Origin of the sequence: Photobacterium sp. MCCC 1A19761 (assembly GCF_037389125.1) — a bacterium.
In the GTDB taxonomy this organism is placed as follows: Bacteria; Pseudomonadota; Gammaproteobacteria; order Enterobacterales; family Vibrionaceae; genus Photobacterium.
In genome coordinates this window covers 97050-115845 of record NZ_JAZGTF010000015.1, presented here as the reverse complement: position 1 = coordinate 115845, position 18796 = coordinate 97050, and the positions used below count along the sequence as shown (strand labels likewise).

Below are 18796 nucleotides of genomic sequence, written 5' to 3'. Positions count from 1 at the left end.
TTACCATGTCGAAATCTTCTTGCTTCACGGGGCGCGTCTGGGCGTGCCTCGGGTTGCTGGCACTTCTGGTCAGCTTTCCCACCGCCGCGGACAGCGGTCTGTCATTTCTCACCGTCACCGATGGTCAAACCGAACAGGAATACAGCGTCAAGCTGCAAATCCTGATCCTCATGACCGCGCTCAGCTTTCTGCCGGCTTTTCTGCTGATGGCGACCAGTTTTACCCGGATCATTATCGTGCTGGCGATTCTTCGTCAGGCGCTGGGCCTGCAACAAAGCCCGCCGAACCGGGTCATGGTTGGCATTGCGCTGTCCCTGACTATTCTGATCATGCGGCCGGTCTGGACCGACGTCTATGAAAACGCGTTTGTGCCTTACGACGAAGGACAAATCACCCTGATGCAGGCGTTCAGCGTCGCGGAAAAACCCGTGCGCGATTTCATGTTGCGCCAGACCCATCAAAGCTCCCTTGAGCAGATGCTGCTGATCGCCAATGAACCGCTGGACCAACGCGTTGAAGACATCTCTTTCGCGGTGATCCTGCCCGCCTTTGTGATCAGCGAGCTGAAAACAGCCTTCCAAATCGGGTTTATGCTGTTCATTCCGTTTTTGATCATCGATCTGGTGGTCGCCAGCGTCCTGATGGCCATGGGGATGATGATGCTGTCGCCGCTCATCATTTCGCTGCCGTTCAAACTGATCGTCTTTGTTCTGGTCGATGGCTGGGCGATGACCGTCGGTACCCTCTCTGCCAGCTTCGGATAACCAGGAGGCGTTGCCATGACCCCGGAACTTGTCGTCACCCTGTTCTCCGAAGCCGTCTGGATCATTATCAATCTGGTAATGGTGCTGGTGATCCCGGGCCTACTGGTCGGCCTGGTGATTGCCGTCTTTCAGGCAGCGACCCAAATTAACGAACAAACCTTAAGCTTTCTGCCGCGCCTGCTGGTGACCCTGCTGATGGTCATCTTCGCCGGGCACTGGATGCTGCGCCGACTGATGGATCTGTTTGACTACCTGTTTCACAATATCCCGGGAATGATCGGCTGATGGTGGTCACCTTTGCTGAAATTTCAACCTGGCTCGGCCAATTCTGGTGGCCCTTCTTTCGCCTGGGCGCAGCAATGCTGGCCATGCCGTTCTACGGCGATGCCATTATTCCGGTGTGGGTTCGGGCCCTGCTGGCGCTGTCACTCACGGTGATCACCGCCCCGCTGATGCCGGCCATGCCCGCGGTCGATTTGCTGTCATTTAAAGCGATTTTTCTGGCGCTGGAACAAGCGGTCTGGGGCGCGCTGTTTGGCCTGATCCTGCATCTGCTATTTACCGTCCTGACCACCCTCGGGCAAATCATCTCCATGCAAATGGGTCTCGGGATGGCCGTGATGAACGATCCGGTCAACGGCTTGTCGGTGGCCATCCTGGCGCGGATGTTCCTGATTTTTGCCACCTTGCTGTTTCTGGCGCTCGACGGCCATTTGGTCGTGATTGATATTCTGATCCAGAGCTTCACGATCTGGCCGGTCGGCTCCGGCTTAGCCGGCCCTTCGGTTCAGGGCGTGGTAAATCTGTTTGGCTGGATGTTTGCCTCCGCACTGGCGCTGGCGCTACCCGCGATCGTTTCCATGCTGCTGGCGAACATCAGCTTCGGGGTCATGAACCGAGCGGCCCCCAGCCTCAATGTCTACGCCCTGGGCTTTCCGATGACCATGTTACTCGGTCTGTTCAGTGTCCTGTTATCCATCAGCGGCATTCCGAGCCGCTATACCGAACTGGTGCATACCGGGCTGGACCAACTCCGCCTGTTCACCTTGGGGGGTCTATGAGTAACAGCTCTGCTCAGGATAAAACCGAAAAGGCTACGCCCCAGAAAATCCGCAAAGCCCGGCTCGAAGGCCAGATCCCCCGCGCCAAAGAACTCACCACCGCGGTGATTTTTCTGTTGGTGACGGTGTATTTCTCGTTCCAGTTGGACACGATCTGGCAGCATATACAGGGTGTGTTCCGGTTCAACCTGGAGCTGACCCGCGCCGACCTGGAAAACCCATGGCAGGGCATTGAGCACCTGGGCAACAGCCTGGGCATATTGATTGATCTGCTGTTGCCGCTGTTTGCCGTCATCGTCGTCGCCACGCTCGGCAGCAGCCTGATGGTCGGCGGCTGGCTGTTTCACCCGGCAAGCGTGATGCCTAAGCTCAGTAAACTCAACCCGCTGGCGGGGATCAAACGGATGTTTTCGACCCGCTCGCTGGTCGAGTTGCTGAAATCATCGCTGAAAGTCAGCGTGATCTTCACCCTGCTGTATATCTATCTCGACAGCCACCTGGCCCACCTGCTGGCGATGCAGCAGCTCCCCCTGGAACAAGGGGTGGCGCTGATCATGGAAATTTTATTTGACGGCGTACTGCTGATGGGGGCCGCCCTGTTGCTGTTCGGCCTGATCGATGTGCCGTACCAGCGCTGGGAACACCTCAAGCAACTGAAAATGACCAAGCAGGAAATCAAAGAAGAATACAAAAACAGCGAAGGTCGGCCGGAAGTAAAACAGCGGATCCGTCAAATCCAGCAACAGTTTGCCCGGCGCAAAATCGAAAAAACCGTTCCCCAGGCCGATGTGGTGATCACCAACCCGACCCACTATGCCGTCGCCATCAAATACGATCCGTCACTGTCGGATGCGCCGTTTGTGGTCGCCAAAGGTGTCGATGAAACCGCGCAGCACATTCAGCGTCTGGCCCGTGAGCACAATGTCGAAGTGCTCAGCTCACCGCCGCTGACCCGGGCCATCTATCACACCACGCAGTTGGAACAGGCGATCCCGAGCCAGCTTTATATTGCGGTGGCCCATATTCTCACCTATGTGCTCCAGCTCAAGGCATTTCGCAGCGGGCAAGGTGAAACGCCGCAGCCGCCGCCGGTATTTAACATACCCAAGCATTTACAACACTGATGAACCCCACGGTTCATCACCCGAAGTCGTTATCAATCTGAGTACTTACCACCGTATGAAGGACAGTCAATGCAAAACTGGCTAACCACGCTTAAACATTCCAACAAAGGGTACATCGGGATCCCGTTTGTCCTGTTGATGATTCTGGCCATGGTCATTCTGCCGTTGCCGCCAATCCTGCTGGATGCCCTGTTTACCTTCAACATTGTCCTGGCAGTGCTGGTGCTGCTGGTCAGTACCACGGCCAAGCGACCGCTGGACTTTTCGGTCTTCCCGACCATTCTTTTGGTCGCGACCCTGCTGCGCCTGACGCTGAACGTTGCCTCGACCCGGGTGGTCCTGCTCGAAGGTCACAATGGCGGTGCGGCTGCCGGTAAGGTGATTCAGTCATTCGGCGAAGTAGTGATCGGCGGCAACTACGTGGTCGGTATGGTGATTTTCGTGATCCTGATGATCATCAACTTTGTGGTGATCACGAAAGGGGGCGAGCGAATTTCCGAAGTGGCCGCCCGTTTCACCCTTGATGCCCTGCCCGGCAAACAGATGGCGATTGACGCCGATCTCAACGCCGGTTTGATCGATCAGGATCGTGCCAAGCAGCGTCGCCGGGACGTGGCCAATGAAGCAGACTTCTACGGCTCCATGGACGGTGCGTCAAAGTTTGTCCGGGGGGACGCCGTTGCCGGTTTGCTGATCCTGTTTATCAACATCATCGGCGGCATCAGCATCGGGGTATTCGAACACGGCCTGGCCGCAGCGGAAGCGTTCAAAACCTATGCCCTGCTCACCATTGGTGACGGCCTGGTGGCCCAGATCCCGTCCCTGTTGCTGGCCACTTCAGCCGCGATCATCGTTACCCGGATCAACGACAGCGATGACGACATGGCCCAGGCGATGCACAACCAGCTGCTGGCTTCGCCGACCACGCTGTTTACCGTCGCAATCGTGATGCTGGTGATCGGCCTGGTCCCGGGGATGCCGCACCTGGCCTTTTTCACCTTCGCCGCCGTGGTCGCCTTTGCAGCCTGGCGTCAGCTCAAAGCACCCGCGGCTGATACCCAGCTGGAAGAAGTTCAGGCCCTGAGCAACGCCATGCAACGGGAAAATGAGCAGTCGTTGACCTGGGATGACATTCCCCATGTTCACAGCCTGTCCCTGGCGCTGGGCTTTCGCTTGGTCCACCTGGTCAACCCGGAGCAAGGCGCGCCGCTGTCCCAACGGATCCGCGGGGTCCGGAAAAACCTGTCCGAGCAGGTCGGTTACCTGCTGCCGGAAGTCAGCATTCGTGACAACCTGAGCCTGAAACCAAACCAGTACACCCTCTCGCTGAACGGGGAAGTGATTGAGCAAGGCTTTATTGAACCGGATCGCCTGATGGCGATTGCCGTCGGTGAAACCTACGGGGAAGTCGATGGGATCCTGGGTCACGATCCGGCGTATCAACTGCCGGCCGTCTGGATCCAGCATAACGATAAAGCCAAGGCGCTGAATATGGGTTACCAGGTGGTCGATGATGCCACCGTGATCGCGACGCATCTCAGCAAAGTGATGAAAACCCACCTGTCTGAGCTGTTCAACCACGACGATGTCGAGCAACTGAACCAGCGACTGGCCCGACAGGCCCCCAAGCTGGCCGAAGCCCTGAGCGGCGTGCTCAATGCCAGCCAGCAACTGAAAGTCTATCGCCAGTTACTGCTCGATCAGGTCCCGCTCAAAGATATCCGGACCATTGCCAACACCATGTTGGAAAGTGCCGAAAACAGCAAAGATCCGATCCTGCTGGCTGCGGATGTCCGGTGCAGCCTGCGACGGACGCTGGTGAATTTGATCAACGGTGAACGACAGGAGCTGAGCGTCTATGCGCTGTCAGACTCGCTGGAGCAGATCATGCTGAGCTCGCTGCAACAGGCACAGGCGGCCGGGCCGGTGATGCTCGACAGTTTCCCGGTGGAACCGAACATTCTGGGCCAGTTCCAGCAGAATCTGCCGCTGATCCGCCAACAGCTCAAACAGCAGGGGCTGCCGCCGGTGCTGTTGGTAATGCCGCAGCTCCGTCCGCTGCTCTCGCGCTATGCCCGTACCTTCGCCCAAGGACTGGCCGTGCTGTCTTACAATGAAATCCCGGAAAACAAGCCGATTAATGTGATTGGCAATCTGGGCTAAACCCACCCCCACCAGGCTCTGTGACGGAGCCTGGTGTCCCATCCCCACGCAATACCACCCGTGCAAACAGGCTCACAGCCACAACAGAATAATCATTCATAAATCCGTGCCACTTCACGCAATATCGCAAAAGCAATAAACACGTACAATAATTCGCCTCGCTTCCCCACACCGACACAACACCTCTCAACCTTTCACCTCCGAAAACTCGAGCTCTCCCGTACCCAAAAAACTAAAAATCAGAATTATAAACCCTTTAAAAACATATAATTAAATGAAAATCGAAAAATATCTGAATTTTTTAATTAATCTTTTTCAACCCTCGTCCGCCTTACTATAGCGAACAGGAAATCTTCTGAAAGATAGACAAAAAATAGGAGAACACTCATGGCTCTGTCTATGCATACAAACTACGCTTCACTGGTTACTCAAAACACAATGAACCAAAACTCAAACCTGCTGAACACAGCCATGGAGCGTTTGAGCACAGGCTTCCGTGTAAACTCTGCTGCAGATGACGCCGCTGGCCTGCAAATCGCCAACCGTCTGGAAGCACAAACACGTGGTATGTCTACCGCGATGCGTAACGCCCAGGACGGCATCTCAATGATGCAAACTGCCGAAGGTGCGATGGATGAAATGACCAACATCGTATACCGCATGAACGACCTGGCGACTCAGGCGTCAAACGGCTCTGTAACGGCTGCCGACGGCGTTGCGATGAACAAAGAGTTCCAACAGCTGAACGAAGAGCTGGTGAACATCATGTCTTCTACCAACTTCGGTGGTCGAGACCTGCTGGCAACGGGTACTGGTGCTTTTGAAGCAGCTGCCGTGAACTTCCAAATCGGCACCAATGCCGGTGACCAACTGGCTGTTAACGTATCAGTCGAAGTTAAGGCTATCAACACCTCTGTAGGTGCAGCCGGTGCTTTTGCCCTGGGTGACATCAGCACAGCAGCGGGTGCGCAAACTGCACTGACAACGCTGAAAGGTGCCAACGGTGACGCGGGCCTGCTGAAAGAAATCGGTGATGCCCGTTCAGCACTGGGTGCGAACATCAACCGTCTGGACCACACGATTACCAACCTGAGCAACATGGTTGAGAATACGACTGCAGCGAAAGGCCGTATCATGGATGCTGACTTCGCGGTTGAATCGTCCAACATGACGAAGAACCAGATGCTGATGCAAGCCGGCACCAGCGTTCTGAGCAAAACGAACCAGCTGCCAGGCATGGCGATGTCTATGCTGCGCTAAGCAGACATCTCCGCCACTCCAACAAAAGCCTCCGCACCGGAGGCTTTTTTATACCCGGCGTCCCGCTCCGGCATTCACCGATAAACACCCTCTGTACGTGTTAAGCGCTGATATTTTATCCGGCGCAGTACGACTTCGCGATTAATATCTCTCCCCTTTCTGTCGCCTTGATATGGAAGAGCTCCTATCTGCACATCGACACGATACGCCTGCGCCACGCATCTCCGCCCGAGCAACCCGATGAAACGGAAGAGCGGAAAGCCAAGCGGAAGAATGACAAGGAAACAACACTTCCGCCCATCTCGGACAGTAGCCGGGGATTGGTGAAGAAAGATACATAACCTACTCGTTTTTCAAGCTTTCGCATCGATAGCAATAGGAAAATAACTGGCACAGATATTGCCATAACTGCAAACAGTAAGAAGGAGTACGCAATGAGCTCTATGGATCCGATCACCATGGCAACCCAGCTGGCCACCTTTGATGTCCAGCCGTTTCAACACCGCTACCAACTCCAGGCCAATCAGTACCAGAGCCAGCTTACAGCACTGGGCAAAATTGAGTCTGCCCTGCGCGAGTTTCGCAGTACCGTTGAAAAAATGAACAGCGCCACCGCCAGTGTGATTCAGAATGCAGCCACGCTGTCCCAGGAAGGTAACTTTTCCGCCAGTGTGGATGCCAATGCGCTCAGCGGAAGTTATCAGGTCTTTGTTGAGCAGGTTGCGACCGCCCATCAGCTGTCCGCAAACATGCCTGCCGGCACCACAGCAGAGAGCGAAGTGCCAATTACCGGCACTTTGGATATCACCGTCAATGGCGAAGTGATGTCACTGGATTTGAATACCATCGACACTGACGGTGACGGCAAGGGCACCCTGGCGGAGCTTACCAGTGCCATTAATGCCAACACGACCAATCCGGGCGTCAATGCCACCCTGGTCCGTACGGACGGCGAAACCCATTTTATGCTGTCGAGCTCCAAAACCGGCCAAGCCAATACCATCACTGTCAGTGCCAGCGGTACGGGTCAGGCCTGGTTTGAAGATGCCTTCACCAACGCGACCGATATCAGCACCCCGCAGGATGCCAAAATCTGGCTCGGCCCGCAGGGGACCGGCCTGGCGCTGACCAACAGCTCCAACACGTTTTCAAACGTGATTGACGGCGTCAGCCTGACCGTCACCAAAGCCCAGGCTGCCGGCGAGCAGCCGATCGGCATGGACATCGGCACCGATCAGGAAGGGACCAAAAAGCAGCTCAATGCCTTCATTGACGCGTACAACAGCCTGGTCTCCACCATCGACAGCTACACCCAGAGCGGTTCAGAAAATGAAAAGCGTGGTGTGCTGGCCGGCGATCCGACCGTGCGCTCAATTGAGAGTCAGCTCAACAACCTGCTGCGCACCGAGTACAACGGAAAAAGCCTGATGGAAGTGGGGCTGAGCATTAATCGTAGCGGCAAACTGGAACTGGACTCGGCGCGATTCGAAGCCGCCCAGGCCACCGACGGCGCATCTCTGGAAGCCATGTTTAACGGCGACGGTAACCTATTCGATTCCTTAGAGCAGACCATTGAGCCGTTCCTGAAATTTTCCAATGGCCTGTTCAAGTCACGCAAGGATGTGTTGCAACAGAACATTTCCCGCATCGACGACAAGCAGGTCACATTAGAACGCAAATACCAGATGTCGTATGACCGCTATCTGGCTCAATTTACCCAAATGAACGCGCTGATGGCGCAAATGAACCAGACAAGCAGTCTGTTCATGTAACAAGGAGTCACCCATGTTAATGCAAGATTCTGGCTACAACTCATACCAGCAAGTGGATCTGGATGCTCAGGCCGCCGCTGCAAACCCACACCAGTTGGTACTGATGTTGATCGACGGCCTGCTCGACGAGCTGATCCGGGTCAAAGGTCATATCACAGCCAAACGCCTGGCTGACAAAAGTGCCGGGATCAACAAGTGCATGAATATCCTGATGGGACTCGATAGCGCCCTGGATATGGACAATGGCGGCGAAGTGGCAGCGAACCTGCACGATCTGTATGAGTTCTCCCAGGTCGAACTCTTTAACGCCAGTGTTCACAACGACATTGATCGCATCGGTCAGGTTGAAGTGGTGATGAATAATATCCGTGAAGGCTGGGAAGGACTGGCTCAGCATGGCTAACCTGACGCCACAGCACCTGTCCCTGTTGGCCGATCAGCTCAACACTGCTGCCGGTCGTCACGACTGGCAGCAGGTCAAGCGCATTGACCTGCAAATCAGACAACTGGTCCCGGCGTCGAAGTCGCTGCCTGCGACCCCGGTGCTTCAGGAAAGCCTGAGCCAGCTCAAGCACGCCCATCAGCACGCCTTGATTTCGCTGTCCCAGGCCCGGGAAAAGCTCAAACAACAGCTGGATTCAGCCACGGAGCAAAAGGAACGCCTGATGGCCTATCAACTTGCGATGGATATGGAGTAACGCATGCAACCAACGCCTCACCTTCCCCCGGGCAACACGGCGGGCAACCTGAGCCAGGCTCAGCAAAACGGCAGCCCGGCTGAATCCGGCGCCAAAGTACGCGCCGCAAATGCTTCTGCATCGGAGCAGGCGGGACAGTCGCGTCCGGGAACGTTCAAACAGGCGATCGGCCTGATGCAGCGCCAGAATGGGTCAGTTGATCCGGAAACCCAAGGACCAGCCGAAGAGACGGCAACCGAGGGTCTGTTCAATTTGGTCGGGGCCGAGCCGCACCTGCAAAATGCCACGCAGCCCCTGCAAGCCGGAGCTTTTTCCTTGCAAGACAGTTTCGGCCAAGCGACAGCCCAACCACCAGCAGCGGTCTCAGCAGCCGTCTCGACCGTGTCATCAACAAGCCGTCTCGGCGGCCAGCCAATTGATCGGGCAGCCTCGCTGACCGCGCAACTGTCCCGCGCAGAGCCGCATCTGACTGCCGGGCAGCACCTCAGCACGGAACAACGTACAGCGGTCTTACTCCCGGAGGGCACCGGCAAAGTGACGTCGCTTTCTCCGGTCACGCAAGAGCTGTTCAACTTTCGTGCCGAGGGGATGGCCCCGTCGCTGACCGCTACAACCGGCTCTGAACACGCGACTTCAACCCTTTCCCAGCAGCCGACAGCGACTGCGGCCACCCGCGCCGTATGGGCGACCGTGCCGATGGATGCCGCCCCGGGCAAGTGGGGAGAACAAATGCTTCAGGTACTGCAAGATCGCGTGTATCTGCAAGCCAGCCAGCAAATGCAGGAAGCCCGTATCCGCCTCGATCCGCCGGATCTGGGTAAGTTGGATCTGGTGGTGCGCGTTGACGGTGACCGCCTGAACGTGCAGATCAACGCCAACCACAGTGCCGTGCGTGATGCCCTGGTTCAGGTGTCGGATCGACTCCGGGCCGAGCTGGCGCAACAACAATTCGTCCATGTGGATGTGAATGTCGGCACCGGCGAGCAAGGCCGGGGCGAACAGGCACACACGCAACAGGAAGAGGACCACTATCAACCTGTGATCCACCAAGCCAGTGAACCATCAACAACAACCATCGCTGGCACCCCTGATGAACACTGGTTATCGACAACCGCTTAAAAGGTTATATCAATGACAAAAAAGCAACTTTCCGTAATTATTGCTGTGATGATCCTGGTCAGTATCATCATTTCTGCCGCCACATTTACCGGTGCCGTGCTGTACATGAAAAACAGTGACCCGAATGCAACGGATAGCATGTCACAGATGTTCTCTTTCAAAAGCGAACCGGAACCCGTCCAACCCACGTTTCACCAGCTTGAGAAGCTGGTCCTGAGCGTGAAAGGCCAGCGTCAAACCCACTTCGTCATGTTGGAGCTGGCGGTCGAAACCCGCTTCCCGGAAGAAATTAAGGAAATTGACAACTACATGCCGGTGGTTCGCAACTCATTACTCAAGCTGTTCAGCAATAAAACTTATGAGCAGTTGCAGCAGGAGCGGACCATCGACAACCTGCAGGAAGAGGTCAAGAACACCCTGCTGGACGCCTTTGCAGAGACCCAGTTTGCAAAGCACATTGATGATGTGCTCTTCACCAAGTACGTGATCCAGTGAGGCCGCCATGCTTGATATGAATCCAGACGTTCACTACAACACAGCGCCGGTGTCGAGCACACCGGCGGCTCCTTATAATGAAGAACGGCTGATCCAAAAACACCTGATCCTGGTGAAGCGCGTAGTCAACCAGCTGCGCAGTCACACCAGTACCCATTGCAGCCTGGAAGATATGCAGCAAATCGGCCTGATCGGGTTATTGGAAGCGGCACGACGCTTTGATAATGTAGAGGATCCGAATTTTCCTTCCTTTGCTGTATGCCGGATCCGCGGTGCGATTCTGGACGAGCTGCGTCGCCTGGACTGGCGCTCGCGTCAAACCCGTCAGCAAGCGCATGAGCTGAACGACATTACCCGCGATCTGACCAAGCAACTGAAGCGACAACCGACCGAAAGCGAAATTATCGCCGCACTGGGCACCGACAAACACGACTACCAGCAGCGTCTGCATGCCTCTATGGCCAGCGAAATGCAGAGCCTGGATCAAATGCTTGAAGCCGGTACCGATATGCCCGAATCGCAACAAAGTGATTCGGTTAACCATGAGCACACCCGCCGCACGTTAGAAGTGGCCCTGAGCAAACTCAAACCACGTGAGCAGCTTCTGCTGACCCTGTTTTACCAACACGATATGAACCTACACGAAATTGCACTGGTGCTGGAGCTGACCCCGCCACGGATCTGCCAGCTGCATAAACAAGCCCTGAAACAACTTAACCAATACTTGTCTGCTTAGGAGTCCCCATGCAAAAGCTTATCGGTGCACTGGTCATCATTCTCTGTGTCTTCGGAGGCTACCTATGGGCAGGCGGCTTCCTGAAGGCGATCTGGCAACCGGCGGAGATCCTGATCATTGCCGGTGCCGCCCTTGGCTCATTGATTGTCGGTAATCCGCCGCATGTGATCCGCGAGCTGCGCACCCAACTACGTCAAGTGCTCTCCGCCCCGAAAGATGAAAAAGAATTTCATCTTGATTTGCTGGCCCTGATGCAAGCCCTGCTGGAAACCATTCGCACCGGCGGCTTCAAAGCCCTGGATAAGCATATTGAAGCACCGGAAAACAGTGACATTTTCCAGCGCTACCCGAAAATCGCCCAGGATGAACACATGGTCGCGTTTATTACGGATAACTTCCGTCTGATGGCGATGGGGCAAATGTCTCCTCATGAACTGGAAGGGCTGCTGGAGCAGGAAATCATGGCGATTGAGGACGACCTGCTGCTGCCTTCCCGTTCGCTGCAACGGATGGCCGAAGCCCTGCCGGGATTTGGGATCCTGGCCGCGGTGATGGGGATCATTATCACCATGCAGGCGATTGATGGTGCGATTGCCCTGATCGGCTATTATGTGGCAGCCGCCCTGGTCGGGACCTTCCTCGGCATTTTCGGCTGTTACTGTATTTTCGATCCCCTCAGCAACGCCATGGCCCAACGTGTCAAGCGCTACATGTCCGGGTTCGAATGTATTCGTGCCATCATGGTCGCCAACGCCGCCAAAAAGCCAACTCTCCTGGCCATTGATGCAGGTCGTAAGCACATCCAGCTGGACATCAAACCATCTTTCAATGAGATGGAAAAATGGCTGTCTGAGCAGGAGGCCTAATGGAACATCACGAGCCGGTCATCATCAAACGCGCCGGACGCCGCCATCACGAAGAAGGCCATGGCGGCGCCTGGAAAGTTGCGTTTGCCGATTTTATGATTGCCATGATGGCGCTGTTTCTGGTGCTGTGGATCCTGCAGGTCTCGAACCAGGAAGAGCGGGAAGCCATCGTTTCTTACCTCAATAGTTCGAGCATCTTCGATCAGGGCTCTTCCGGAAACCCGTTTGATTCCTCGCCTGGTCTGTCGCCGATCGATTTAGGTGGCGACGCATCCGATCTCAGCTCCCATGATGCTGCTCAGACGATCACTTCATTTTTCGACGGCAATGGCGATGGTAAAGAAAGCGACGCGTTGATCCCGGGGCAGTTTGAAACCCAGGAGCAGCTCAGTGTGCTGGCGAAAGTCGTCGAAGAAATGGCCAAACAGGTCTCAGCTCAAGGAAATGTGATGGTTGATGTGACCCCGCAAGGGTTGCGGATCATCCTGCAAGACGATTATAAGCAGAACATGTTCAGTCGCGGTGGCGACGATCTGACGCCCTTCTTTGAGGATCTGCTGCTGGCGATTGCCCCGGTGTTTGAGCGAATTAGCAACCAGCTGATCATCAGCGGCCATACCGATTCAACCCAGTTCAAAAGCCGGTTTAGCAATACCTCAAACTGGGAGCTCTCGACGTCGCGCGCCAACGTTGCGCGTCAAACCCTGATTGCCGGCGGTATGCCGGAGCAGCGGGTACTGCAAGTCGCCGGGATGTCGGATCGGGCCCTACTCAATACCGACGCGCCGCGTGCCAGCGAAAACCGCCGGATTGAGCTGTTTGTCCTCACGACTCCGGCAGCGCAGGTGCTTGATGCCCTGTTCGGCGGGGAAAGAAACAATGAACTGGATAAAGCTCAGCAGCAGGCTAAGTTCAACCAGCCGGTACTCCGCCGAGATCAGGCCAGTGCTGCAGGAACAGACAGTTAAGTAAAACGGCATAATTGGGTGGTGATAGCAGTAACCCATCAATGCAAGATATTGCTATCGCCACCGTCTTTTGATTGTCAGTGAAGACACGGATACTCATGCAACCTACAACAAGAATAAGAAGACCGGATAGCCTGCAGAAACTCTTTCTGTGGCTCATTATTTTCGATTACCTGCTCTTAACCATGTTTCTGGTCAAGCTCCACACGCTGCCCCTCAATACAGGCAGCGCCATCAGCTTATTGCTCGTCGTCTATAACACCCTTTTAGCTTTCCTCTGCTTTCGGCGAGCAAGACGCCAGACGGATTACTATATTGTCTATCCCGTGATTTCAGCGACACTCCTGGCTTTGATCTGCTTCTTGTATTTCTTCTTCCTCCTGCCCTGAACCCTATCCGTTCAGGCCCCCCTTCGGATCTGATCGGTCCGGGTCGGCGACAAGGCGAACGCATGGTGATGCACGTCTAAGTCAAACTCGGTGGCCAGCCGTCGCAATCGTGGCGAGATGACATAGCACCAGCCGCAAATCACATCATGGAAAAAGTCGACGCGAATTTTCTGACTCATAGCTGTTCTCCTGAATGTGCTGGCCACCAGCTGAGCTCCGGCCCGGCCGGCACAATGCCGTGCGGGTTGAGATGCCGGTGCGAGACGTAATAGTGCTGTTTCATGTGATCGACATCGATGGTCCGGCGGATGCGCTCAATACTGATCAGATCCAGCATATAGCGATACAACCGGGTAAACGCGCTGAGCGGTTGTCGATTGGCCTTGAAGTGAAGCGCGTACACCGCTTCAAAACGCACCAGCGTAGGCAATAAAAACAGATCGGACAGCGTGATCTGGTCCCCTAGCAAATAGCGACGTTCACCCAGTGTGCGATCCAATTGCGCCAGTGCCGAGAACAGCGTGTCACTGGCCGCATCGTAGGCTTGCTGATCGGTGGCAAACCCGACGTGATAGACCTTACGGTTGACGTTCTGATGCAACCACAGATTCATCGCCTCAATCTCTTTGCGTAATTGCGCAGGCACCAATGCTACCGGGTACCTGGCGAGCGGCAGCCAGTCCGTCGCCAGCATCATCGCCAGTGCCGACGAGTCATTCCCCCGGATGGTGTGCGCCTGTTTGTCCCACAATACCGGCACGGTCACGCTCCCGGTATACGTCGGCTTGGCCTGAAGGTAACGTTCGGCCAGATTAGGCACGCTATCCAGAGGATCCGGATATTCCGTATCAAACTGCCAGCCAGCTTCAAACCGCTCAGCCGCCACCGAAGAAACCGTGATCGCATCCTCTAATCCCAGATAGCGGATCACCAGATAGGGACGATGGGCAAACGGGCAGGCGTAAGACAGATACAGGTGATACCGCCCGGCCTCTGCTGCTGTCGGCAGAGCAAACTGATCTTCAGCCACCAGATCGACCGCCGCTTTGTCGGGATACCAGATCCCCTGCGCCATCACTGCCATGATTGGTTCTCCTGCTCGGGTGAAATCGCCTGCTCAAACGCCGCAATCAGGTCCGCCAGCGCTGCTTGTGTTTTGGCATCAAACGCCCCCTCGCGGAACTTCTCCGGATAATTGCCCAGGCTAAAGGTGGCTTTGACGTCCCCGCCCCACCACGGCATCAGGGCTGCCATATGCTTGAGATTCGTCGCCCCGCCATTTTCCCCCGACGAAGTGCTCGCCAGCAGCACCGGCTTCTTCGACGCACCGAAGTAAGTCTCGCCCGGCTCGGCCACCCGGGAGAGCCAGTCAATCACATTTTTCAGAAACGCCGGCATTGCGCCATTGTGCTCCGGCGAAGCGATAATCAGGGCATCATGGGCGTGCATCATGGCTTTTAACTTCATAACATTGGCGGGAATGCCCTCGGCCTCGCGATCAAGTCCGTACATGGGTAATTCGTAATCACGCAGATCCAGCACTGTGACTGCAGACTGGGTCACTTGCGCCGCAAGGGCATGGATCAAGGTGTTATGAATCGACTGGCTATGGTTGCTGCCTGAGAACGCTAGGATTTTTTTCATCACGTATTCCTGTGTTAGTTAAAGTGAGCTTCAAGGTGAAGTCCTTCACTCTGGTGAAACGATTTATTCATGGTGAAGCGGTTCATGTACCGTGAAGCAATAAACTCATCCTAATTGACAGCTAACGGTAGATAAACCGCACATGAGTTGCTATATAGTTCACCAAGAGTAAACTATTAAACCAACATCCCCAGGGCAGCGGAGGCCAAAATGGATAAACTCAGAGCACTCACGGTGTTCAGAAGAGTGGTGGAACTGGGCAGCTTTAAAGCTGCGGCGGAAGATCTGGCGCTGTCCAAAGCGGCAGTGAGCAAAAATATCAACGAGCTGGAAGATTACCTGAAAAGCCCGTTGATCAACCGCACCACCCGAAACATGCACATTACTGATCAGGGGCAGCACTATTACCACCGAGTGTGCCATATTCTCGATGAGCTGGCCTCGGCCGATCTGTCGGTGATCGAGTCTTCCCACAACTTAACCGGCTCGCTCAAAATCAGCGTCCCGATGTCACTCGGGCTCCTTGAAATCAACCCGATCATCTGTGCGTTCATGCACCAGCATCCGGAGTTATCGATTGAAGTGGTGATGAATGATCAGTACGTGGATCTGATTGATCAAGGCATTGACATCGCGATCCGCGGCGGTGGTGAGCTCAGCAGCTCCAGCCTGAGATCGCGTAAACTGCTCGAAATGCAACGTGTCCTGTGCGCCGCCCCGGACTATCTGGCCACCGCGCCGGATCTGCGGGAACCCCGGGATCTCATTCAACATCAATGCCTGATCTACAGCTTCTCGTCCTCCGCCCGGCGCTGGTTATTCACTCATAATGACGATGCGACAAATGACGAAACACAAGTTCAGGAAGTCGATCTGCCGCCCGGCCCCTATGTGGTGAATAACGGCATCGCCCTGAAGCAAGCTGCCTGCGCCGGCCATGGCATTTTATTACTGCCGAAATTGTTCGTGGATGAGGAGCTCAAATCCGGCCAACTGGTCACCCTGCTGCCAGACTGGCAAGCCGAGACCCATTCCCTGTATGTGGTGTACCCTTACCACAAAGAGCAATCGCAAAAAGTCAGGGCTTTGATTGATTTCATGGCCGAGTATTTTGCCCAGTCGCAGCCATAAGTGTGAACCCTCATTCCCATACCCCAGCAGGAGTCAGCAAGATGACGGAGTCAAATGTTTCACCAACGCAAGCCCCATGGATGATTTACGGCGCCTATGGGTACACCGGCGCGCTGATTGCCCGTGAAGCGGTCCGACGGGGCATGCGACCGATTCTGGCCGGACGCGATCGCCAAAGAACGGAAGCCCTGGCGCAGGAACTTGGCTTGCCCGCGACAGTGTTCGGGCTGGATGATCTCGAAACCGCCGCGGCAAACATTGGAGAGACTGTCGCTGTGCTCAATTGTGCCGGGCCATTTTCGGCCACCGCACACTCCATGATGGCAGCCTGTCTGAAAGCAGGCGCTCACTATCTTGATATTACCGGGGAAATAGCCGTCTTTGAGCTGGCGCAATCGCTGCGAGAGCAAGCCCGGGCAGCAAATATTGTCCTTTGCCCGGGGGTTGGGTTCGACGTGATCCCGACTGACTGCGTGGCAGCTGCACTCAAGGCAGCCATGCCGGATGCCACGCACCTGGCGCTCGGATTTAACTCCCGCTCCGGCTTTTCGCCCGGCACTGCCAAAACCTCGGTGGAAGGTCTGGCTCAGGGCGGAAAAGTCCGTCGGGAAGGACAGATTGTCCCGGTACCACTGGCCTACAAGGTGCGCCGGATCGACTTTGGCGATGGTGAGAAAGACGCAATGACGATCCCCTGGGGCGATGTCTCCACGGCGTACTACACCACCGGCATTCCGAACATTGAGGTGTATCTTCCGGGCTCCCCCGGGATGATCGCCAATGCGAAACGGGCCAACTATCTTCGTCCGCTACTGCGACTTCACTGGGTCCAGCAACTGATCAAGGCCCGGATCAGTAAAACCGTGACAGGACCCGATGAAGCAACGCGCGCCCAACGGCCAACGTTTGTCTGGGGAGAGGTCAGCAATGCCCGCGGCGAACGCAAAACCGCCCGCATTCAGACCGCAAACGGCTACAGCCTCACAGTCACGGGCGCACTGGCAGTTATGGCGCATGTACTGGAAAACCCGCACGCGGGCGGCACTTATACACCGTCACAGCTCGTCGGAGCCGATCTCATTACCCGACTCCCGGGCTCAGGTGAGCTTCAGATCACATCGTAAGCATGCAGCTGAAAACGACATTGCCCGGAACTTCGGTTGCCACTTACCCACAATCCTGGCTTATGGTAGACCTGTTCCTGACGCGCCTCGCCCCTGCTTTGCGGGGCGAGCGCGATTGGCGTACACGGCTCAGTCAGCGCCAGACCACCAGCGCAGTGACCAACAAAGAGAGTCAGTGATATTTCGGAGTGTTCATGTCCAGCTTTCCTGTGTCAGGGAACCAATAGGTGCATCGCAACACCGGCACTTGATCAACCCCAGGCTGTAAAGAAACACAGGTTGAGTAACTTCATTGCTCACCAAAACAAAACAATCAAAGGGAAAATAGTAACAATTCCCGTTATTACCCCGAAATAATTTACCAATAGTAAATAATCTATTCATCTGAGTCCTGTTTATCCCCGTCCGCACCGCCCCTACACTGAATCGCGAACTCACAATTCAACTTTTTACGAACGCGGAGAGCGAACAATGAACAAATGGATCAATCTGGTACTTGCCGGCATGCTGGCCGTCTTACCCGTAGCAGAGAGCGTGGCGAAAACAGGATCGACCGGAGGGCAACTGACCCTGTCATACAGTGATGGTCGGGCAGCCTCGCATGGCCTGCAGGAAGTCAACAAGGTGCTGAAAACCGTCGGAGTACGGGTCAGCCAGACAACCATTCCGAGCGATGCGGCACCGCTGCTGAAAGTGTCTGAGCAACGGGCGCTGAATAGCGCAGAATCGAACCAGTTAATCTCGCTGTTCCACCTGCACCGGGGCGATCTGTTAGATCAAATCAAACTGGCAGGCCGTGAACCGGAAGCCCATCGCGGTGGATTCCTGTCGACGTCGGAGATCGGTGTCGCCCCCTACCCGAAAGTCTATGATATGAAAGCCATGACCCCGGAAGTGATGCATTACTTGCAGGAAAAATTCGGCAAACTCCACGTCAACAGCGCCGATAATGGTGTCGGGATCGACGAAGTCATGACCATTGTCTCAGGCGGGCCATGGACCTGGTTTTTCGTCCTGCCGGATAACGTGATCGGGAAACTGACTTTGGGTGAAGTGTCCTACCCGGGCTACGCATGGCGGATCAGCTATCCGGGGCTAGTGCCTCATGGCGGATTCCTGGATGCCCCCCACGGGCTTGTCGTGGCCTTCGCGCACGGACCGGAACACTTCGTGATGCGTTACGAAGAGCCCAGCGTGATGGGAACTGAAGTGCTCGGCACCAACAGCTGGATCGATTTCAGCGGCGAAGTCCCTCGACTGCTGGACTAACCCCTGAACGAAAATCGCCCGCGCAGCCGAAGTTCTGGTCCCGGTCGATTGGCCATGCTTTGCTGACCAGCCAGGCTCGCCAACAACTAACGACTGTTTAGACGTTTATCGCTGAAGTACTGGGTGATCGAGCAACGGGTGTTATTCCGGACGCCAGATAACAAAAAGCCGACACGATGTCGGCTTTTTTCTGGGATTTATCGCAATATTTGG

General features: G+C 55.4%; 21 protein-coding genes. 18 read left to right on the top strand and 3 right to left on the bottom strand.

What is annotated here, in order from left to right; translation table 11 throughout:
• The first annotated feature begins 5 nt into the window (after positions 1 to 5).
• The 15 genes from fliP (at position 6) to VV869_RS15230 (ending at position 13415) form a co-directional block, all read left to right on the top strand.
• Positions 6 to 764: a flagellar type III secretion system pore protein FliP gene (gene fliP / locus VV869_RS15300; RefSeq protein ID WP_337735795.1), complete on the top strand. Its 759-nt coding sequence runs from the start codon at positions 6 to 8 to the stop codon at positions 762 to 764.
• A gap of 15 nt (positions 765 to 779) precedes the next feature.
• Positions 780 to 1049: a flagellar biosynthesis protein FliQ gene (gene fliQ / locus VV869_RS15295; protein ID WP_337735794.1), complete on the top strand. Its 270-nt coding sequence runs from the start codon at positions 780 to 782 to the stop codon at positions 1047 to 1049.
• Positions 1049 to 1825: a flagellar biosynthetic protein FliR gene (fliR, locus tag VV869_RS15290; RefSeq protein ID WP_337735793.1), complete on the top strand. Its 777-nt coding sequence runs from the start codon at positions 1049 to 1051 to the stop codon at positions 1823 to 1825. Before fliQ ends, fliR begins: the two co-directional genes overlap by 1 nt.
• Complete coding sequence (flhB, locus tag VV869_RS15285; protein ID WP_337735792.1) at positions 1822 to 2949, top strand: flagellar biosynthesis protein FlhB; 1128 nt, start codon at positions 1822 to 1824, stop codon at positions 2947 to 2949. Before fliR ends, flhB begins: the two co-directional genes overlap by 4 nt.
• 69 nt (positions 2950 to 3018) lie before the next feature.
• Positions 3019 to 5112, top strand: a complete 2094-nt coding sequence (locus VV869_RS15280; RefSeq protein WP_337735791.1) for a flagellar biosynthesis protein FlhA — start codon at positions 3019 to 3021, stop codon at positions 5110 to 5112.
• A 387-nt stretch (positions 5113 to 5499) separates the two neighbouring features.
• Complete coding sequence (gene lafA, locus VV869_RS15275; RefSeq protein WP_337735790.1) at positions 5500 to 6372, top strand: lateral flagellin LafA; 873 nt, start codon at positions 5500 to 5502, stop codon at positions 6370 to 6372.
• Positions 6373 to 6806: 434 nt separating this feature from the next.
• The gene (fliD, locus tag VV869_RS15270) at positions 6807 to 8144 is read left to right on the top strand and encodes a flagellar filament capping protein FliD (RefSeq protein ID WP_337735789.1); all 1338 of its coding nucleotides are present in this window, start codon (positions 6807 to 6809) and stop codon (positions 8142 to 8144) included.
• Between the two features lie 13 nt (positions 8145 to 8157).
• Complete coding sequence (gene fliS, locus VV869_RS15265) at positions 8158 to 8547, top strand: flagellar export chaperone FliS (protein ID WP_337735788.1); 390 nt, start codon at positions 8158 to 8160, stop codon at positions 8545 to 8547.
• Entirely contained in the window at positions 8540 to 8842 is a 303-nt protein-coding gene (locus tag VV869_RS15260) for a hypothetical protein (RefSeq protein WP_337735787.1), read from the top strand. Before fliS ends, VV869_RS15260 begins: the two co-directional genes overlap by 8 nt.
• Before the next feature lie 3 nt (positions 8843 to 8845).
• Complete coding sequence (locus VV869_RS15255; protein ID WP_337735786.1) at positions 8846 to 9961, top strand: flagellar hook-length control protein FliK; 1116 nt, start codon at positions 8846 to 8848, stop codon at positions 9959 to 9961.
• A gap of 12 nt (positions 9962 to 9973) precedes the next feature.
• On the top strand, positions 9974 to 10456 hold the full coding sequence (locus tag VV869_RS15250) for a flagellar basal body-associated FliL family protein (RefSeq protein ID WP_337735785.1): 483 nt from the start codon (positions 9974 to 9976) through the stop codon (positions 10454 to 10456).
• A 7-nt stretch (positions 10457 to 10463) separates the two neighbouring features.
• A complete protein-coding gene (locus tag VV869_RS15245) occupies positions 10464 to 11192 on the top strand; it encodes a FliA/WhiG family RNA polymerase sigma factor (RefSeq protein WP_337735784.1) in 729 nt (242 codons plus the stop codon).
• 8 nt (positions 11193 to 11200) lie between these two features.
• Entirely contained in the window at positions 11201 to 12058 is an 858-nt protein-coding gene (gene motA, locus VV869_RS15240; RefSeq protein ID WP_337735783.1) for a flagellar motor stator protein MotA, read from the top strand.
• On the top strand, positions 12058 to 13026 hold the full coding sequence (locus tag VV869_RS15235) for a flagellar motor protein MotB (RefSeq protein WP_337735782.1): 969 nt from the start codon (positions 12058 to 12060) through the stop codon (positions 13024 to 13026). The genes motA and VV869_RS15235 overlap by 1 nt, the downstream gene beginning before the upstream one ends.
• 98 nt (positions 13027 to 13124) lie before the next feature.
• Entirely contained in the window at positions 13125 to 13415 is a 291-nt protein-coding gene (locus VV869_RS15230) for a hypothetical protein (RefSeq protein WP_337735781.1), read from the top strand.
• An 11-nt stretch (positions 13416 to 13426) separates the two neighbouring features.
• Here VV869_RS15230 and VV869_RS15225 read toward each other — a convergent pair whose 3' ends face one another.
• Genes VV869_RS15225 through VV869_RS15215 form a run of 3 tightly spaced genes read right to left on the bottom strand, consistent with a single transcriptional unit; the run spans position 13427 to position 15059 of the window.
• Positions 13427 to 13594 carry a DsbA family oxidoreductase gene (locus VV869_RS15225; RefSeq protein WP_337735780.1) on the bottom strand — a complete coding sequence of 56 codons (168 nt, stop codon included), beginning with the start codon at positions 13592 to 13594 and terminating at the stop codon, positions 13427 to 13429.
• Positions 13591 to 14499, bottom strand: a complete 909-nt coding sequence (locus tag VV869_RS15220; protein WP_337735779.1) for a glutathione S-transferase C-terminal domain-containing protein — start codon at positions 14497 to 14499, stop codon at positions 13591 to 13593. Before VV869_RS15220 ends, VV869_RS15225 begins: the two co-directional genes overlap by 4 nt.
• Complete coding sequence (locus VV869_RS15215; RefSeq protein ID WP_337735778.1) at positions 14490 to 15059, bottom strand: NADPH-dependent FMN reductase; 570 nt, start codon at positions 15057 to 15059, stop codon at positions 14490 to 14492. The genes VV869_RS15220 and VV869_RS15215 overlap by 10 nt, the downstream gene beginning before the upstream one ends.
• A gap of 210 nt (positions 15060 to 15269) precedes the next feature.
• Between VV869_RS15215 and VV869_RS15210 the strand changes: the two genes are divergently transcribed.
• The 3 genes from VV869_RS15210 (at position 15270) to VV869_RS15200 (ending at position 18583) form a co-directional block, all read left to right on the top strand.
• Positions 15270 to 16190 carry a LysR family transcriptional regulator gene (locus tag VV869_RS15210; protein WP_337735776.1) on the top strand — a complete coding sequence of 307 codons (921 nt, stop codon included), beginning with the start codon at positions 15270 to 15272 and terminating at the stop codon, positions 16188 to 16190.
• 41 nt (positions 16191 to 16231) lie between these two features.
• Entirely contained in the window at positions 16232 to 17314 is a 1083-nt protein-coding gene (locus tag VV869_RS15205; RefSeq protein WP_337735775.1) for a saccharopine dehydrogenase family protein, read from the top strand.
• A gap of 471 nt (positions 17315 to 17785) precedes the next feature.
• On the top strand, positions 17786 to 18583 hold the full coding sequence (locus tag VV869_RS15200) for a hypothetical protein (RefSeq protein ID WP_337735774.1): 798 nt from the start codon (positions 17786 to 17788) through the stop codon (positions 18581 to 18583).
• Positions 18584 to 18796 lie beyond the last annotated feature (213 nt).